This is a genomic window from Pinisolibacter aquiterrae, from assembly GCF_019160155.1.
Taxonomy (GTDB): domain Bacteria; phylum Pseudomonadota; class Alphaproteobacteria; order Rhizobiales; family Ancalomicrobiaceae; genus Pinisolibacter; species Pinisolibacter aquiterrae.
Genome location: NZ_JAFNIH010000023.1, coordinates 18845 through 36424 on the forward strand (window position 1 = coordinate 18845; position 17580 = coordinate 36424).

The following is a 17580-nucleotide window of genomic DNA, read 5'->3' on the forward strand; positions in this document are numbered from 1 at the left end:
GAGCGCGGGCCGTCGGTGGGTTCGATGCCGTACGGAGGAGGCGGCGATCAGGCCGACGCCTCTTCCTCGGTCTCGTCCTCGTAGGTGTAGAGCGGACGGGCATTGCCGGTGACGACTTCCGGAGAGATCACGATCTCCTTGACGCCCTTCAGGCCCGGCAGCTCGAACATGGTCTCGAGCAGGATGCCCTCGAGGATCGAGCGCAGGCCGCGCGCGCCGGTCTTGCGTTCGATCGCCTTGCGGGCGATCGCCTTCATCGCCTCGTCGGTGAAGACCAGCTCGACGCCTTCCATCTCGAACAGACGCTGATACTGGCGGGCGAGCGCGTTCTTCGGCGCGGTCAGGATCTCGACCAGGGCGGCCTCGTCGAGGTCCTCCAGCGTCGCGATGATCGGCAGACGGCCGATGAACTCGGGGATCAGGCCGAATTTGACCAGATCCTCGGGCTCGACCTCACGGAAGATGGCGCCGGTGCGGCGGTCTTCCGGGGCCTGGACCTTGGCCTTGAAGCCGATCGAGGTGCCACGGCCGCGATCGGAGATGATCCGGTCGAGGCCGGCGAAGGCGCCGCCGACGATGAACAGGATGTTGGTCGTGTCGACCTGGAGGAACTCCTGCTGCGGATGCTTGCGGCCGCCCTGGGGCGGCACGGAGGCGACCGTGCCTTCCATGATCTTCAGCAGGGCCTGCTGCACGCCCTCACCCGAGACGTCACGGGTGATCGAGGGGTTGTCGGACTTGCGGGAGATCTTGTCGACCTCGTCGATGTAGACGATGCCGCGCTGGGCCCGCTCGACGTTGTAGTCGGCCGACTGCAGCAGCTTCAGGATGATGTTCTCGACGTCCTCGCCGACATAGCCGGCTTCCGTCAGCGTCGTCGCGTCCGACATGGTGAAGGGCACGTCGAGGATGCGGGCGAGGGTCTGGGCGAGCAGCGTCTTGCCGGTGCCGGTCGGGCCGATCAGCAGGACGTTCGACTTCGCCAGCTCCACGTCGTTGTTCTTGGAGGCGTGGTTCAACCGCTTGTAGTGGTTGTGAACCGCGACCGACAGGACCTTCTTGGCGTGTTCCTGACCGATGACGTAGTCGTCGAGCACCTTGCGGATCTCGCGCGGCGTCGGGATCCCGTCACGCGACTTCACCAGCGAGGACTTGTTCTCCTCACGGATGATGTCCATGCACAATTCGACGCATTCGTCGCAGATGAACACCGTGGGCCCGGCGATCAGCTTGCGCACTTCGTGTTGCGACTTGCCGCAGAACGAGCAGTAGAGGGTGTTCTTGGTGTCGCTTCCGGTGACCTTGCTCATCGCCAACCCCGTCTCGCGGTCGTTCGTTCGTTCGATCCGAGGGACAGTCGCCTCGAATCCTCCAGGGGATCTCGCATCGCAGGGGCGAGGGATCTCCGGGTTCGACCTTCGTCATGCGAACATGTTAGCCGGGTCGAGATCAAGACCGTCTTAACGACGCCCCCGCCCTTTCCCCGTCTGCATTGCTCACCGCCCCTCGCCTCTCGATCGAGACCGGGGCCGGACGAGGCCTTCACGACGACGATTACCGCGCCTTTCTTCTCTCGTGTACGTCCTGTCGGACCACCGACAATTCCGATCGGACTTCATGCATCGGGGGTTCCCGATGCGATGATCGTGCCAGGAACGGGATCTGCCGGGATCCCGCGTCGGCACTCGCGCGCGGGCCTGGGCCCGCGCGGAACGGGATCAACCGGCCGCGGCCTCGAGGACGGCACGGCTGGTGATCACGTCGTCGACCAGACCGAAGGCCTTGGCGCCGTCGGCGGTCATGAAGTTGTCGCGCTCCAGCGCCTCGTGGATGGCGTCGAGCGTCTGGCCGGTATGGGTCACGTAGATCTCGTTCAGACGCGCCTTCAGCGACAGGATCTCCTGGGCGCGGATGGCGATGTCGGAGGCCTGACCACGGAAGCCGGCCGAGGGCTGATGCACCATGACCCGCGAGTTGGGCAGACAGAAGCGCTGGCCCTTCTCGCCGGCGGCGAGCAGGAGCGAGCCCATCGAGGCGGCCTGACCGATGCACAGCGTGGAGACCGCCGGTTTGATGAACTGCATCGTGTCGTAGATCGCCAGACCCGCCGTGACGGAACCGCCCGGCGAGTTGATGTACATGGCGATTTCCTTGGTCGGGTTCTCCGCCTCCAGGAACAGGAGCTGGGCGCAGATCAGCGTCGCCATGTAGTCCTCGATCGGACCCGTGACGAAGATGATGCGCTCCTTGAGGAGACGCGAATAGATGTCGTAGGCGCGCTCGCCGCGGTTGGTGGTCTCGACCACCATCGGCACCAGCATGTTCATCTCGACGTCGACGGCATCCATCATCGTCTCACCAGACCTTTCGACTTCACTGCGGCGCCACCCCGATCGTCACGGGGTGAAGGCCGGACCCTCAACCATGGTCGCGGGACGTGGGAACGCGCGACGTCGGAGGCTTCCGCCCCCCTTTTCTCGATACATATAGCCTCGAGGCCCCGTCGGGAAGGGGCGCGGACGACGCGTCCCCGAAGCCGGGGAAATATCGTCAACGCCGACCCAAGCCTCTGACCCTCAACTCGTTTCATGGCGAGACGAAGGCTCGGGCGCATCCCGAAAACGAAAGACCCGCCCCAGGGGGGCGGGTCTCGTGACGGTTCGGCGAGACGTAGCCGCTCGCGAATCGGGGCCGATCAGGCCTCCTCGGTCTCCGCGAGAAGCTCCTCGGCGGTCACTTCCTTGTCGGTCACCTTGACCTCGGCGAGGATGAGGTCGATCACCTTCTCCTCGAAGATCGGGGCGCGCAGCGAGGCGAGCGCCATGGCGTTCGAACGGTAGTAGTCGAACACCTGCTTCTCCTGGCCGGGGAACTGGCGCACGCGCTCGATGAGGGCGCGCTGGACTTCCTCGTCCGTCACCTTCACCTCGCGCTTCTCGCCCACTTCCGACAAGACCAGGCCGAGACGGACGCGACGGGTCGCGATCTTGCGATAGTCGGCCTTGGCCTCGTCCTCGGTGGTGCCCTCGTCGGCGAAGGTCTTGCCGGTCTGCTGGAGTTCGGCCTGGGCCTGGTTCCAGATGTTCTCGAACTCGCCCTCGACCAGCTTCTCCGGCAGGTCGAAGGTGTACTGCTCGTCGAGCTTGTCGAGGAGCGCGCGCTTGACCTTGGCGCGGGTGGCGCCGGCGTACTGGGCGCCGATCTGCTCCTTGATGATCTCGCGCAGCTTGTCGAGGCTGTCGATGCCGAGCTTGGAGGCCCACTCGTCGTCGATCACCAGTTCGCCCGGAGCGGCGATCGCGGTCACCTTGCAGGCGAATTCGGCCGGCTTGCCGGCGAGATGAGCGGCGGCGTAGTCCTCGGGGAAGGAGACCTTCACCACGACCTCGTCACCGACCTTGGCGCCGACGAGCTGGTCCTCGAAGCCGGGGATGAACTGGTTGGAGCCGAGCACGAGGTCGACGCCCTCGGCCGAGCCGCCGTCGAAGGGCACGCCCTCGATCGTGCCGACGAAGTCGATCTTGACGCGGTCGCCGGTCGCGGCGGCCTCGCCCTCGGCCTTGTCGGCGAAGGGACGGTTGCCCTCGGCGATCTGCTTCAGCCGCTCCTCGACCTCCTCGTCCTTGACCGGGACGACGGCGCGCTCGACCTCGATCGCCGACCAGTCGGCGATCTCGAAGTTCGGCAGCAGCTCGTAGGCGGCGGTGAAGACGAGATCGGCGTCGCCGGCGACGACCGCCTCGGCGGCGCAGCCCTCGGCCAGCGCGACGTCGGGGTTCAGCGCCGGACGCTCGCCGCGGCCCTCGACCACTTCGCGGATCGATTCGCCGATCACCTCGTCGACGATGCGCGCCATCTCCTGGGCGCCGACGAGGCGCTTGAGGTGAGCGGTCGGAACCTTGCCGGGACGGAAGCCGTTGATGCGGACGGTGTCCTTGATCTCGGCGAGGCGCTTGTCGAGGCGACCGACGAGATCGGCGGCCGGGACCGTGATGGAGAGTTCGCGCTTCAGGCCCTCGGAGAGGGTTTCGGTCACCTGCATGGGGGTCGACGTCCTGGTTTCGTGATCGATCATCGGGGTGGGGCGGGAGAGCGAACGCGCGTGAGCGCGGCCCGGGCCCGAACCCGCCGTGGTGGCGCTTCTTAAGCGCGGGAGGCCCGAAGAACAAGCGCAAAAAGCGGAAGACGGGCCGATTCTCCCGCCCGAACCGCCCTCACCGACCGCTTGCATCGCGGCGGCGCGAGCCTCAGCATGCGTCTCCCGCGCGACCGGCGCCGTCGGCACGCGCCCTCGGCCGCTCGCGACCACCTCCGCCTTCGACCCTTCGAGACGCCGATGACCGACGCACCCTCCCCCTCCCGCCTCTCCCCGGCCGGGCTTCTCGCCCTCCTCGCCGCCTTCGCCGCCGTCCAGGCGCTGGTGCTCCATCTCATGGGCCAGCCGTGGATCTGCACCTGCGGCGTCGTCCGGTTCTGGACCGGGGTGGTGCTGGGGCCGGAGAATTCGCAGCAGCTGACCGACTGGTACACGTTCAGCCACGTGCTGCACGGGATGATCTTCTACGGCGCCACGCGCCTCGTCCTGCCGCGCCTCCCCCTCCTCGCGGCCCTGGCGATCGCGCTCGGGCTCGAGGTCTCCTGGGAGCTCCTCGAGAACTCGCCGCCGGTGATCGCGCGCTACCGCGAGCAGGCCCTGGCGCAGGGCTATTCCGGCGACAGCGTGCTCAACTCGGTGTCGGACACGGTGGCGATGACGATCGGCTTCGTCGCGGCGCGGCTGCTGCCGGTCCGCGCGACGGTCGCGATCGGTCTCGCCTTCGAGATCTTCACCGCCGTCATGATCCGCGACAATCTGACCCTCAACGTGATCCAGCTGATCCATCCGGTCGAGGCGATCGCGGCGTGGCAGGGGGGCGTCACCGCCTCGCCGCATCCGTGATCCCGGCCGAATCGATCGAGACCCCGAGCGAGGAGCCTCCATGTCGCGCCTCACCGTCTTCCTGGCGACCGTGGTGACGATGATCGCCTTCGCCGGCAACGCGCTGATCGGCCGCGCGGCGCTGCGCGACACGGCGATCGACGCGATGAGCTACACCTCGATCCGGCTCGCCGCCGGGGCGGTCGTGCTGGTGGTGATCGCGCGTCTCGTCCGGCGGGGGCGCGAGCGCGGTTCGGCACGGCTCGGCGGCACCTGGACCTCGGCGCTGGCGCTCTTCGCCTATGCGATCCTCTTCTCATTCGCCTATCGCGGCATGGCGGCGGGCAGCGGCGCGCTGGTGCTGTTCGCCGCCGTCCAGGCGACGATGATCGGCTGGGGCCTCGTCCAGGGCGAGCGGTTCCGGCCGATCCAGATCGCCGGTCTCGCGATCGCCGGGGCGGGCCTCGTGTGGCTGGTGGCGCCGGGGCTCGACGCCCCGCCCCTCGGCGCGGCGAGCGCGATGGCGGCCTCCGGCGTCGCCTGGGGGGTCTATTCGCTGCGCGGGCGCGGGGCCGGCGATCCGCTCGCCGCCAGCGCCGGCAACTTCGCGCGCGCCCTGCCCTTCGCCGGCCTCGGCAGTCTCGTCGCGGCGACCTCGGCCACGCTCGATCCGGCCGGCGTGGCGCTCGCGATCGCCTCCGGGGCGATCACCTCGGGCATCGGCTACGCGATCTGGTACACGGTGGTGCCCCGGCTCGCCGCCACCACCGCCGCGACGGTGCAACTGACGGTGCCGGCGATCGCTTCGGGGATGGCGGTGGTCTTCCTCGGCGAGGCGCTGACGCTCAGGCTGGTGCTCGCCTCGATCGCCATTCTCGGCGGCATCGCCGTGGTGATCGTGTGGCGGCGGAAGCCGCCGGCGATCGCCACGCCCCGCTGAAGTCGACTTCAGGCGGCGAGATCGGCCACCACCGCGTCGAGGACGGCGGCGCCGGAAGCGGTGGCGCGGACGCGGCGGCGATTGCCCTCGCGCACCGTCTCGACCATGCCGTGGGCCTCGAGATCGGCGAGACGGGCGGGGTCGAGCACGCGGCCGGAGATCTCCTCCCAGCGATCGAGGTCGATGCCCTCGGTGAGGCGCAGGCCCATCAGCAGATATTCGTCGCCCTGTTCCTCCCGGGTGAGGAACTCGTCGTCGACGAGGCCGTGGCCATGGGCCTCGACGAGACGCAGCCACTTCTCCGGGTTCTTCTCGGTGGCGGTGGCGCGGCGCTCGCCCTTCTCGACGAGGCGGCCATGGGCGCCGGCGCCGACGCCGACATATTCGCCGTAGCGCCAATAGACGAGGTTGTGGCGGCTCTCGGCGCCGGGGGCGGCGTGGTTGGAGGTCTCGTAGGCGGGGAGCCCGGCGGCGTCCAACACCTCGTGGGTCGCGTCCCAGAGATCGGCGGCGAGGTCGTGATCGGGCAGAACGAGCTTGCCGGCCTTCCACAGGTCCTCGAACCGGGTCTCCGCCTCGATCGTCAGCTGATAGACCGAGAGATGATCGGCGGCGAGGTCGACCGCCGCCTTCAGCTCGTCGCGCCACTCGGCGACGGTCTGATCGGGCCGGGCATAGATCATGTCGAAGGACATGCGGTCGAAGGTCCGCCGCGCCAGCGCGATGGCGTCGAGGGCCTCGGCGACGTCGTGGAGGCGGCCGAGACGCTTCAGGTCACGGTCGTTGAGGGCCTGGACGCCGAGCGACAGGCGATTGACCCCGGCCGCGCGATAGGCGGTGAAGTTCGCGGCATCGGCGCTCGACGGGTTGGCCTCGAGGGTGATCTCGACGCCCTCGTCGATCGACCAGTGTTTCGCGATCGCCTCGAGCACGGTCTCGACCGACTTCGGCGCCATCAGCGAGGGCGTGCCGCCGCCGAAGAAGATCGAGCCGACGGTGCGGCCGGGCACGCGGGCGGCGAAATGGGCGAGCTCCTTCGCCAGCCCCGCCGCGAAGCGGGCCTGATCGACGCCGTTCGGCCGGACGTGGCTGTTGAAGTCGCAATAGGGGCATTTGGAGGCGCAGAACGGCCAGTGGACGTAGATCCCGAACCCCGGTTCGCCTGTGATCATCGCGCCTTCCCCCCTCGACGGAGACCCGCCCTCCGCGACGAATCACCCTCGCCGGCCGTTCCGATCCAATCAGATCTCGGCGACATCCGTCACAGGCAGCGCGCCGCGAAGGCGGAAAAAGCCCGCGCGCGGTGCGACAGCCCTTCGGCCTCGCCGCGACGCCAGCCGTGTTTCTCGTCGGCCGACATCTCGCCGAAGGTGCGCGTCTCGCCGTCGGGCAGGAACATCGGGTCGTAACCGAAGCCCCGGTCCCCGCGCGGCGGCCACACCAAGTGCCCATGCACCTCGCCGCGCACCGTCTCGGTGTGGCCGTCGGGCCAGGCGAGGCAGAGGGCGGCGACGAAATGGGCGCGGCGGTCGTCGCTGCCGGACTGGGCCAGCAGTTCCTCGACGTTGCGCATGGCGCGAGTGAAGTCCTTGTCCTCGCCGGCCCACCGGGCGGAATAGATGCCGGGCTGGCCGCCGAGCGCGGCGACGCAGAGACCCGAGTCGTCGGCGAGCGCCGGCAGGCCCGAGGCTTGGGCGGCGGCGAGCGCCTTCAGGGCGGCATTGGCCTCGAAGGTCTCCCCGGACTCCTCCGGCTCCGGCAATTCGAGTTCGCCGGCAGAGACCGCCTCGAGCCCATAGGGCGCGATGAGGTCGCGGATCTCGGCGAGCTTGCCGGCATTGTGGGTGGCGACGACGAGCCTGCCACCCTCGAGACGACGCGCGGTCATGAGCGTTCCTCCCTCATGGGCGACCCGATCGGCGATCAGGTCACCACCAGCTTCTGCAACTCGACCAGACCGGCGATGCCGCCCTTGGCGAGGCGGAGCAGTTCGGCCAACTGTTCCTCGGTGAAGGGGCGCCCCTCCGCCGTGCCCTGGATCTCGACGATGCCGCCCGATCCGGTGACGACGAAATTGGCGTCGGTCTCGGCGACGGAATCCTCGGCATAGTCGAGGTCGAGCACCGGAATGCCCTTCCAGATGCCGCAGGAGACGGCGGCGATGTGGTCCTTGAGGACCTCGCCCTTGAGCATGTCGCGCGCCTTCATCCAGGCGAGACAGTCGTGCAGCGCGATCCAGGCGCCGGTGATCGAGGCGGTGCGGGTGCCGCCGTCGGCCTGGATCACGTCGCAGTCGACGGTGATCTGGCGCTCGCCGAGGGCCTGGAGGTCGACCACCGCGCGAAGCGACCGGCCGATCAGGCGCTGGATCTCCTGGGTGCGGCCGGAGGGCTTGCCGGCGGTCGATTCCCGGCGCATGCGGTCGTGGGTGGCGCGCGGCAGCATGCCGTATTCGGCCGTCACCCATCCGCGACGCTGGCCGCGCAGCCAGCCGGGGACGTTCTCCTCGAGGCTCGCGGTGCAGAGCACGTGGGTATCGCCGAATTTGACGAGGCACGAGCCCTCGGCGTGCTTGGCGACGCCGCGCTCGAGGGCGACGGGGCGCATTTCGTCGGCGGCGCGTTTGGACGGACGCATGGACATTCTTTCGCGTGGACCTTCGGATCGGTCTGACTAGCCCCTCGAGGGAGGTGCGTAAAGGCCGAAGCGGCCGTGTGCGGCGCGAAAGCGGGCAGGAAGACGGTGCCCTCGGCACGGGAGCCCTTCATGGTGAGGCGCCGCGTGAGCCTCCTCGAACCGCGAAGAGATGTGGAACCGAGGTCGTCCCCCGCTCGCCCTTCGAGGCCCGCGCGAGCGCGGGCACCTCAGGACGAAGCCGTTCCGTGGGTGGGGCCGACGCGGCGGATCGACATCGGCGAACGCACCCGGCGACCACGCGACCGTCGGCGCGATTGTCTCGGACGCTCGCGCATGCTTCCATCGGCCGTCCCCTCCCGGAGCTGAAGTCGCATCCCATGGCCCTCCCCCCGCCCCTCTTCGGAACCCTCGGCACGCCCGGGTCCGGCAGTCTCGCGGCTCTCGACGAGCGCTCGCGCGAGATCTTCCGGCGCATCGTCGAGAGCTATCTCGACACCGGCGAGCCGGTCGGGTCGCGCAATCTGTCGCGGGTGCTGCCGATGGCGCTGTCGCCGGCCTCGGTCCGCAACGTCATGGCGGATCTCGAACAGGCCGGGCTGATCTTCGCCCCCCACACCTCGGCCGGGCGGCTGCCGACCGAGACGGGCCTGCGCTTCTTCGTCGACGCACTGCTCGAGATCGGCGATCTCGGCGAGGACGAGCGCCGCCGCATCGAGGCGGAGGTGCGCGCCGCCGGACGCAAGCCGGAGGAGGTGCTGACCGAGGCGAGCCGGATGCTGTCGGGCCTGACGCGCGGCGCCGGCGTGGTCCTCGCCCACAAGGCGGATCTGCGCCTCAAACACATCGAATTCGTCCGGCTCGAGCCGACCAAGGGGCTGGTCGTGCTGGTCGGCGAGGACGGATCGGTCGAGAACCGGATCATCGATCTGCCGCTCGATCTGCCGCCCTCGGCGTTGACCGAAGCGGCCAACTACATCAACCGCACCCTGCGCGGCCGTACTCTCACCGAGGCGCGGGCGGAGCTGGAGCGGCTGCAACTGGACCGCCAAGCCGAGCTCGACCGTCTCACCGCGCGGGTGGTCGACGACGGGCTCGCCACCTGGGCCGGCGCGACCGAGGGGCGGCCGCAGCAGCTGATCGTGCGCGGCCGCGCCAATCTGCTCGAGGATCTGAAGGCGGCCGAGGATCTCGAGCGGATCCGCTCACTCTTCGACGATCTCGAGAAGAACCGCGACCTGATCGAACTGCTCGGCGACGCCGAGACCGGCGACGGCGTGCGCATCTTCATCGGCTCGGAGGCGAAGCTCTTCTCGCTGTCGGGCTCGTCGCTGGTGGTCTCGCCCTACCGGGACGCGGAATCGCGCATCGTCGGCGTGCTCGGCGTGATCGGCCCGACCCGGCTCAACTACGGCCGCATCGTGCCGATGGTCGACTACACGGCCAAGCTGGTGAGCCGGCTGATCGGGTGACGGCGGGTCGTCGCGCGCCGGCCCCGACCGTCGGCCGCGCCACGATCGACCTTTGCATCGCGATCCACGCTCCCTACATGTGAGCGACAATCCGGCCGGACGGCCAAGCTCGGAGCCTCGCCCATGTCCTCCTCCCCGACCGCATCCGGTGCCGAAAGCTGGCACGGCACCACCATTCTCGCCGTCCGCAAGGGCGGGCGCGTGGTGGTGGCCGGCGACGGACAGGTGACGCTCGGCGCCACCGTGATCAAACATTCCGCCCGCAAGGTGCGCCGGCTCGGGCGCGGCGACGTGATCGGCGGTTTCGCCGGCGCCACCGCCGACGCCTTCACGCTGTTCGAACGGCTCGAGAAGAAGCTCGAGCAATTTCCCGGGCAGCTCACCCGCGCCTGCGTCGAGCTCGCCAAGGACTGGCGCACCGATCGCTATCTGCGCCGCCTCGAGGCGATGATGATCGTCGCCGACGCGACCACGACCCTGGTGCTGACCGGCAACGGCGACGTGCTGGAGCCGGAGGGCGGGGTCGCGGGGATCGGCTCGGGCGGCACCTATGCGCTCGCCGCCGCCCGCGCGCTGATCGATCAGGACCTCGATCCGGAGGCGATCGCCCGCAAGTCGATGGCGATCGCGGCGGAGATCTGCGTCTACACCAACACCAACGTCGTCGTGGAGGCGATCGGGGCATGAGCGATCCGGGAACGGCCCGGGACGGAGACCCGATCGGGCTCGATCCGTCCGATCTCGCCGCGGCGGTCGCGGCCGGCGTCGTCACGCCGACCCAGGCCGAGGCGCTCAGGGCCTTCGCCCGCAAGCGTCACGCGCTGCCCTCGGCCACCGTCGACGAGGAGGACGTGCGCTTCGTCACCTCGTTCAACGACATCTTCGTCACGCTCGGCATCGCGCTGGTGACCTCGGCGATCGTCGCCTTCGGCATGGAGTCCCGGCCGCTGGCGGTCGCGCCGGCGGTGGCGGTGCTCGCCTGGGCGCTCTCGGAGATCTTCGCGCTGCGGCGGCGGATGGCCTTTCCCAGCATCGTGCTGGTCGGCCTCTTCGTCGTCGCCTGCGGCATGAGCGTCGCCTCCTTCCTCTCCGACCATTCGCGCGTCGTCGCGCTCGCCTCGGGGGCGGCCGCCTTCGTCGGCGCCTATGCCCATTGGCGGCGGTTCGGCGTGCCTATCGCCATGGCGGCGATGATCGGCGGCGGCGTGGCGATCGTGCTGGGGCTGATCATCGCGGCCTCGCCGGACGTCTTCGAGGCGAACATCGATCTGCTGTTGCTGGCGGCGGGGCTCGTCGTCTTCGCCTTCGCGATGCGTTGGGACGCCTCCGACCGGCAGCGGCGCACGCGGCGCACCGACACCGCCTTCTGGCTCCACATCCTGGCGGCGCCGCTGATCGTCCATCCGCTGGCGGCGATGATCGGCGCCGGGCTCGGCACCGGCCGCATCGAGGCGCCGACCTTCGTGCTGGCGATGTTCGCCCTGCTGGCGGTCGTCGCGCTGGTGGTCGACCGGCGCGCGCTGCTGGTCTCGGCGCTGATCTATTTCGGCGGTTCGATCCTGATGCTGCTGGAGCGCTCCGGCTGGGTCGGCTCGTCGAGCGCCTCGGCGACGATCGGTCTGGTCGGCGCGGTCGTGCTGCTCCTCTCGATCGCCTGGGCGCCGATGCGCGCCGTCGTGCTTCGTTTCGTTCCCGCGCGCGTGCGAGCCCTGGTGCCGGCGCCGCGCCACTTCGAGGGCTCCGTCACATGACCAACTTCTCCCCGCGCGAGATCGTCTCCGAGCTCGACCGCTACATCGTCGGCCAGAAGGACGCCAAGCGCGCCGTGGCGATCGCGCTGCGCAATCGCTGGCGCCGCCAGCAGTTGACCGGGCACCTGCGCGACGAGGTGCTGCCCAAGAACATCCTGATGATCGGCCCGACCGGCGTCGGCAAGACCGAGATCTCGCGGCGTCTGGCCAAACTCGCCGACGCGCCCTTCCTCAAGGTCGAGGCGACCAAGTTCACCGAGGTCGGCTACGTCGGCCGCGACGTCGACAGCATCGTCCGCGATCTGGTCGAGGTCGGCATCGGGCTGGTCAAGGCGAGGAAGCGCGCCGAGGTGAAGGCCAAGGCGGAACTGGCGGCGGAGGAGCGGGTGCTCGACGCGCTGGTCGGCAAATCCGCCTCGCCCGCCACCCGCGACAGCTTCCGCCAGAAGCTGCGGCGCGGCGAGTTGAACGACAAGGAGATCGAGATCGAGGTGTCGTCGGCGCCGTCGATGCCGAACTTCGACATTCCCGGCATGCCCGGCGGCTCGGTCGGGGTGATGAACCTCGGCGAGATGTTCGGCAAGGCCTTCGGCGGGGCCAAGAAGAGCCGCAGGGTCACGGTCGCCGACGCTCACGTGCCCCTGGTGGCCGAGGAGAGCGACAAGCTGCTCGACCAGGATCAGGTGACGGCGGAGGCGGTGCGCGCGGTCGAGGAGAACGGCATCGTCTTCCTCGACGAGATCGACAAGATCTGCGCCCGCGACGGCCGCGCCGGCGCCGACGTCTCCCGCGAGGGCGTGCAGCGCGATCTCCTGCCGCTGATCGAGGGCACCACCGTCTCGACCAAATACGGGCCGGTGAAGACCGACCACGTCCTCTTCATCGCCTCCGGCGCCTTCCACGTGGCCACCCCGGCCGATCTCCTGCCCGAACTCCAGGGCCGTCTGCCGATCCGGGTCGAGCTGAAGCCGCTGGTCAAGGAGGACTTCGAACGGATCCTGACGGAGACCGAGGCGAGCCTGATCAAGCAATACGTGGCGCTGATGGCGACCGAGGGCGTGACGCTCGAGGTGACGGCGGACGCGATCGCCGAGATCGCCTCGGTCGCGGTCGACATCAACTCCTCGGTCGAGAACATCGGCGCGCGGCGCCTGCAGACGGTGATGGAGCGGATCCTCGACGAGATCTCCTTCACCGCGCCGGACCGTTCCGGCGAGACGATCGTGATCGACGCGAGCCATGTCCGCGAGAACGTCGGCGAACTCGCCAAGAACGCCGATCTGAGCCGCTTCATCCTGTGAGCGGCCTCGTCCGGTGACCGGCGGGCGGCGGCGAACCCGTCGCCCCGCCCGGTCATTCGGTCGCGCGCGGCTCCGCCTTCAGAAGATCGGCGCCGGCGGCGCGCGGCAGGCGGGCGAAGACGAGCGCCGCCGCCATCGACACCGAGCCGACCAGGGTCAGGGCGATCGAGAAGTCGGTCGAGGAGAGCGGACCGGACGAGCGCGCCTCCAGCACGTGGAGCGTCAACGCGCCGAGGGCCACGCCGGCCGACAGCGACAATTGCTGCATCATCGAGGAGAAGGCGGTGGCGCGGCTCGTCTCCTCGGCGGTGATGTCGGAATAGGCGACGACGTTGATCGCGGTGAACTCGAGGCTGCGGAAGAAGCCGCCGACGAGCAGGATCCCCATCACCACCGCCAGGGGCGTCGTGTCGGTGACGAAGCCGATCGCCGCCAGAAAGGCCCCGGCGATCACCGCGTCGGCGGTCAGAGTGGCGCGGAAGCCGTAGCGGGTCAGCACGCGCTTGGCCGCCACCTTCATGCCGATGGCGCCGATCGCCGCGACGAAGGTGGTCAGGCCCGACTGGAGCGCCGAGCGACCGAAGCCGAGCTGGAGCTGCAACGGCAACAGGAACGGCAGCGCGCCGACACCGATGCGAAACAGCGACCCGCCCCAGATCGCCGCCGCGAAGGTCGGCCGGCGCAGGAGTTTCAGGTCGATCAGCGGATGCTCGGCGGTGCGGGCGTGGCGGACGTAGAGGGCGAGCGTGACGAGGCCGAGGAGCGCGACCAGCGCGTCGACCGCCAGCGGAACGATGTCGCGGCCGACCGTCTCGAAGGCGAAGACCGCCGCCGTGAGGCCGACGGTGGAGAGGGCGAAACCGAGGCCGTCGAAGGGCGGCCGGCGATCCTCACGCACCTCCGGCAGCATCGCCAACGCGGCGACCATGCCGATCAGGCCGATCGGCAGATTGATCCAGAAGATCCAGCGCCACGACGCCCAGGTGGTCAGCATGCCGCCGAGCGGTGGGCCGACCACCGGGCCGATCAGCGCCGGGATGGTCAGCCAGGCCATCGCCGACACCAGTTCGGCCCGCGGCACGGTGCGCAACATGACGAGGCGTCCGACCGGGGTCATCAGCGCGCCGCCGAGACCCTGGACGAGGCGGCCGAGGATCAGGATCTCCATCGAGGGCGCGGCGCCGCAGGTGAGCGATCCCGTCAGGAACAGGCCCATCGCGCCGACGAAGACGCGGCGGGCGCCGAGCCGGTCGGCGATCCAGCCGGAGGCGGGGATGAACACCGCCATCGCCACCAGATAGGTGGTGATCGCCAGATTGAGCCGAACCGGCGCGACGCCGAGATCCTCCGCCATGCGCGGCAGCGCCGTGGCGATGATGGTCGAATCGAGATGTTCCATGAACAGGCCGACCGCGACGATCAGCGGCACGGAGCGAGACGTTCCGAGAGGCATTCGGGGTTCCGGGGGGATCGAGGGGCGCCGCCGGTGGGCACCGCCGGACGAGAGAGGCGAGAAGACATCGAACGGGAGGAAAATTCCAGTACCGGGGCGGGGCGGTGGCGAACACGTCGTCGCGAGCGGGACGCGTCTTCGCTCGCCCCGGCGATCGGCGCCGCCCAGCCCCGGCATTTCACACCCGAAGGTGAGGTGACGGCGTATACTCCCTCATGAGGTGTGGTCGTGAGGGAGGGTGACCATGACGAGGGAGATGGCGACGGGGTGGAGACGGCCGGCGGCGGTCCGCCTCGGCGGGTTCGTGGCGGCGGCGGCGGTTCTCGCCGGCGCCGCCGCCCAGGCGGCGGAGGCGGCGGCGCCCGCGACCCCACCGGCGGAGGTGGCGCGGCTGGCGAGCGAGCTCGTCGGGCTGTTCGTGGTGGCGACAGTGATGGAGTCGGCGCTGACGACGCTCTTCAACTGGCGGCTCTATCTCGAGTTCTTCAACGGGCGCGCGGTCAAGACGCTGGTGATGTTCGGCTTCGGCTGGGCGGTGGTGACGACCTTCGACTACGACGTCTTCCACCGGATCCTCGTCTCGCTCGGCGCGAGCGGCGAGACGGGGCCGCTCTCGCGCAGCCTTTCGGCGCTGGTTCTGTCGGGCGGCAGCGTGACGGTCTACCAGCTCTTCAAGATGCTCGGCCTGCGGCCTCCGGCCGAACCCGCGGCGGCGGTGGCGAACCCCCCGGCGGACAAGGCGTGGATCTCGGTGCGGGTCGTCCGCTCGCGCGCGGTCGGCGACGTCGCGATCCTGGTCGAGGCGGTGAAGGACCCGACGCCGGAGATGCTCGCGGCGGTCCCGCTCGCCGGGATCGTCAGGGATCGCTCGCTCGGGCAGCGCCTGCGCGCGGTGTTCCTCGCCGAACCCTTGCGTTGGCCTCCGAGCGGCGGTCACGCGGTGCCGATCGACACGGTCCACCGCGTCGCCGTCCGCGCGAGCCTGCGCAACGAGGGCGACGGCGGGGCGACCACCACGGTCGAGCGCACGCTCCACCTCGGCCGCTTCGCCGGCGGCGCGGTGCTGGATTTCGTCGAGACGCTGTGACGGCCCCGCCCGGAGAGGCCGCGCGACGGGGCCTCGGGGCCGTCGATCGGGGCGCTGTATCCAGCATCGTTCGTATTACGAACATTCGTTCGATTTCAAACGATTTCGTTTGTCCGACGGGCGGCTCTCGGATCAGTATGTATACATAGAAGAGCCGAAGAGCCCGAGGAAACGCCATGACCGAGGACAGCAAATCGCAATGGCCGCGCGAGGCCTGGTACGCCGCCGCCTGGGATCACGAAATCGGCCGCAAGCTGACGGCCCGCAAGATCTGCGACCACGACGTCGTCATGTATCGCCGGCTCGACGGCCGGGTGTGCACGCTCGAGAACGCCTGTTGGCACCGGCTGCTGCCCTTGTCGATGGGCCGGCTCGACGGCGACGAGGTGACCTGCGGCTATCACGGCCTCGTCTTCGACGCCTCCGGCCGTTGCACCCACATGCCCTCGCAGGACACGATCAACCCTTCCGCCTGCGTGCGGACCTATCCGACCGTCGAGCGGCATCGGTTCGTGTGGATCTGGACCGGCGATCCCGCCCGCGCCGATCCCGCCCTGGTGCCCGATCTCCATTGGAACGACGACCCGGACTGGGCGGGCGACGGCAAGGTCATCCACGTGAAGTGCGACTACCGGCTGGTGCTCGACAATCTGATGGATCTCACCCACGAGACCTTCGTCCATTCCTCCTCGATCGGCGATCGGGCGGTGGCGGAGGCGCCGTTCGAGGTGACCCACGGCGACCGCACCGCCACCGTGACCCGGTGGATGGAGGGCATCACCCCACCGCCGTTCTGGGCCGCGCAATACGGTCGGCCCGGTCTGGTCGACCGCTGGCAGATCATCCGCTTCGAGGCGCCGGCGACGATCGCCATCGACGTCGGCGTGGCCGAGGCCGGAACCGGCGCCAAGGAGGGGGATCGCTCCAAGGGCGTCAACGGCTACGTGCTCAACACGATCACCCCGGAGAGCGACGGCACCTGCCATTACTTCTGGGCCTTCGCGCGCAACTACGATCTGCGCAATCAGAAGCGCACCACGGATCTGCGCGAGGGCGTCTCGCGCGTCTTCGGCGAGGACGAGCTGGTGCTCGAGGCGCAGCAGCGGGCGATCGACGCGCGGCCCGACAAGCACTTCTTCAACCTCAACATCGACGCCGGATCGATGTGGGCGCGGCGCCTGATCGATCGGATGATCGAGAGGGAGCGCGCGCCCGTCACCCTGAAGGCGGCGGAGTGAGACCCTCATGACCTCCGCCACCGAGACCTCCCAGACCCGGCGCGCCGAACTCTCCTTACGCGAGGCGATCGCCGACGGCTCGCTCGGCGCCGGCGAGCGCCTGTCGGAACTGACGCTGACCGAGCGCTTCGGCGTGTCGCGCACGCCGCTCAGAACCGCGCTGGTGCGGCTCGCCAGCGAGGGCGTGATCGAGGCCGCCCCCAACGGCGGCTATCTGGTCCGGGCCTTCTCGACGGAGGATCTGATCGACGCGATCGACCTGCGCGGGGTGCTCGAGGGCCATGCGGCGCGGCGGGCGGCGGAACGGGGGGCGAGCCCCCGCGACCTCGGCGCGATCGAGGCGCTCCTGGTGGCGATCGACGATCTCCTGGTCGCCGAGACCCTGGGCGAGGAGGCCTTCGCGGCCTATGTCGACCTCAACGCCCGCTTCCACGCGGCATTGATCGGGCTCGCCGGCAATCCGACGCTGGCGCGCGAGATCGAGCGCGTCCAGGCCCTGCCCTTCGCCGGTCCGAGCGCCTTCGTCGGCGTCCAGGCGCGGCTGCCGCGGGCGCGGTCGATCCTGATCGAGGCGCAATCGCACCACCGCGCCGTCGTCGAGGCGATCCGGGAACGCGAGGGCGGGCGGGCGGATGCCTTGATGCGCGAACACGCCCGGCTCGCCCGGCGCAATCTCCAGGCGGCGATCACCGATCGCGAGCGGCTCGACGGGCTGCCCGGCGTCGCCTTCATAAGAGACGCCGGCAAACGGCGCGCCTGATCGAACGACGAAAAGACGGTCCAGGG

The 17580-nt window shown here is 69.6% G+C and carries 16 protein-coding genes; 9 read left to right on the forward strand and 7 right to left on the reverse strand.

Features of this window, described 5'->3' with window-relative positions:
• Window positions 1-47 precede the first annotated feature (47 nt).
• The 3 genes from clpX to tig form a co-directional block, all read right to left on the reverse strand.
• Window positions 48-1310 (reverse strand): ATP-dependent Clp protease ATP-binding subunit ClpX, encoded by a 1263-nt coding sequence (gene clpX / locus J3S89_RS07655; protein WP_217926907.1) that lies wholly within the window; start codon window positions 1308-1310, stop codon window positions 48-50.
• 408 nt (window positions 1311-1718) lie between these two features.
• Entirely contained in the window at window positions 1719-2351 is a 633-nt protein-coding gene (clpP, locus tag J3S89_RS07660; RefSeq protein WP_217926908.1) for an ATP-dependent Clp endopeptidase proteolytic subunit ClpP, read from the reverse strand.
• Window positions 2352-2695: 344 nt separating this feature from the next.
• Window positions 2696-4042, reverse strand: a complete 1347-nt coding sequence (gene tig / locus J3S89_RS07665; RefSeq protein ID WP_217926909.1) for a trigger factor — start codon at window positions 4040-4042, stop codon at window positions 2696-2698.
• A gap of 294 nt (window positions 4043-4336) precedes the next feature.
• On the opposite strand from tig, the gene J3S89_RS07670 reads away from it, so the two are divergent.
• Both J3S89_RS07670 and J3S89_RS07675 read left to right on the forward strand, forming a co-directional pair.
• The gene (locus J3S89_RS07670; protein WP_217926910.1) at window positions 4337-4939 is read left to right on the forward strand and encodes a DUF2585 family protein; all 603 of its coding nucleotides are present in this window, start codon (window positions 4337-4339) and stop codon (window positions 4937-4939) included.
• Between the two features lie 40 nt (window positions 4940-4979).
• Window positions 4980-5858 carry a DMT family transporter gene (locus J3S89_RS07675; protein ID WP_217926911.1) on the forward strand — a complete coding sequence of 293 codons (879 nt, stop codon included), beginning with the start codon at window positions 4980-4982 and terminating at the stop codon, window positions 5856-5858.
• 8 nt (window positions 5859-5866) lie between these two features.
• Here J3S89_RS07675 and hemW read toward each other — a convergent pair whose 3' ends face one another.
• The 3 genes from hemW to rph form a co-directional block, all read right to left on the reverse strand.
• A complete protein-coding gene (gene hemW / locus J3S89_RS07680) occupies window positions 5867-7030 on the reverse strand; it encodes a radical SAM family heme chaperone HemW (protein ID WP_217926912.1) in 1164 nt (387 codons plus the stop codon).
• A gap of 89 nt (window positions 7031-7119) precedes the next feature.
• Window positions 7120-7746: an RdgB/HAM1 family non-canonical purine NTP pyrophosphatase gene (gene rdgB / locus J3S89_RS07685; protein WP_217926913.1), complete on the reverse strand. Its 627-nt coding sequence runs from the start codon at window positions 7744-7746 to the stop codon at window positions 7120-7122.
• 35 nt (window positions 7747-7781) lie between these two features.
• A complete protein-coding gene (gene rph / locus J3S89_RS07690; RefSeq protein WP_217926914.1) occupies window positions 7782-8495 on the reverse strand; it encodes a ribonuclease PH in 714 nt (237 codons plus the stop codon).
• 377 nt (window positions 8496-8872) lie between these two features.
• On the opposite strand from rph, the gene hrcA reads away from it, so the two are divergent.
• The 4 genes from hrcA to hslU all read left to right on the forward strand — a co-directional run bounded on the left by hrcA (window position 8873) and on the right by hslU (window position 13016).
• A complete protein-coding gene (gene hrcA, locus J3S89_RS07695; protein ID WP_217926915.1) occupies window positions 8873-9964 on the forward strand; it encodes a heat-inducible transcriptional repressor HrcA in 1092 nt (363 codons plus the stop codon).
• Window positions 9965-10087: 123 nt separating this feature from the next.
• Window positions 10088-10651, forward strand: a complete 564-nt coding sequence (gene hslV, locus J3S89_RS07700; RefSeq protein WP_217926916.1) for an ATP-dependent protease subunit HslV — start codon at window positions 10088-10090, stop codon at window positions 10649-10651.
• Entirely contained in the window at window positions 10648-11715 is a 1068-nt protein-coding gene (locus J3S89_RS07705; protein ID WP_217926917.1) for a hypothetical protein, read from the forward strand. Before hslV ends, J3S89_RS07705 begins: the two co-directional genes overlap by 4 nt.
• Complete coding sequence (gene hslU, locus J3S89_RS07710) at window positions 11712-13016, forward strand: ATP-dependent protease ATPase subunit HslU (RefSeq protein WP_217926918.1); 1305 nt, start codon at window positions 11712-11714, stop codon at window positions 13014-13016. The genes J3S89_RS07705 and hslU overlap by 4 nt, the downstream gene beginning before the upstream one ends.
• 52 nt (window positions 13017-13068) lie before the next feature.
• Here the strand turns inward: hslU and J3S89_RS07715 are convergent, their stop codons facing one another.
• The gene (locus J3S89_RS07715) at window positions 13069-14445 is read right to left on the reverse strand and encodes a DHA2 family efflux MFS transporter permease subunit (protein WP_217926919.1); all 1377 of its coding nucleotides are present in this window, start codon (window positions 14443-14445) and stop codon (window positions 13069-13071) included.
• A 268-nt stretch (window positions 14446-14713) separates the two neighbouring features.
• Between J3S89_RS07715 and J3S89_RS07720 the strand changes: the two genes are divergently transcribed.
• The 3 genes from J3S89_RS07720 to J3S89_RS07730 all read left to right on the forward strand — a co-directional run bounded on the left by J3S89_RS07720 (window position 14714) and on the right by J3S89_RS07730 (window position 17554).
• Window positions 14714-15556: a hypothetical protein gene (locus J3S89_RS07720; protein ID WP_217926920.1), complete on the forward strand. Its 843-nt coding sequence runs from the start codon at window positions 14714-14716 to the stop codon at window positions 15554-15556.
• 176 nt (window positions 15557-15732) lie between these two features.
• Window positions 15733-16794 (forward strand): aromatic ring-hydroxylating dioxygenase subunit alpha, encoded by a 1062-nt coding sequence (locus J3S89_RS07725; RefSeq protein ID WP_217926921.1) that lies wholly within the window; start codon window positions 15733-15735, stop codon window positions 16792-16794.
• Window positions 16795-16801: 7 nt separating this feature from the next.
• Window positions 16802-17554: a GntR family transcriptional regulator gene (locus J3S89_RS07730; RefSeq protein ID WP_217926922.1), complete on the forward strand. Its 753-nt coding sequence runs from the start codon at window positions 16802-16804 to the stop codon at window positions 17552-17554.
• Window positions 17555-17580 lie beyond the last annotated feature (26 nt).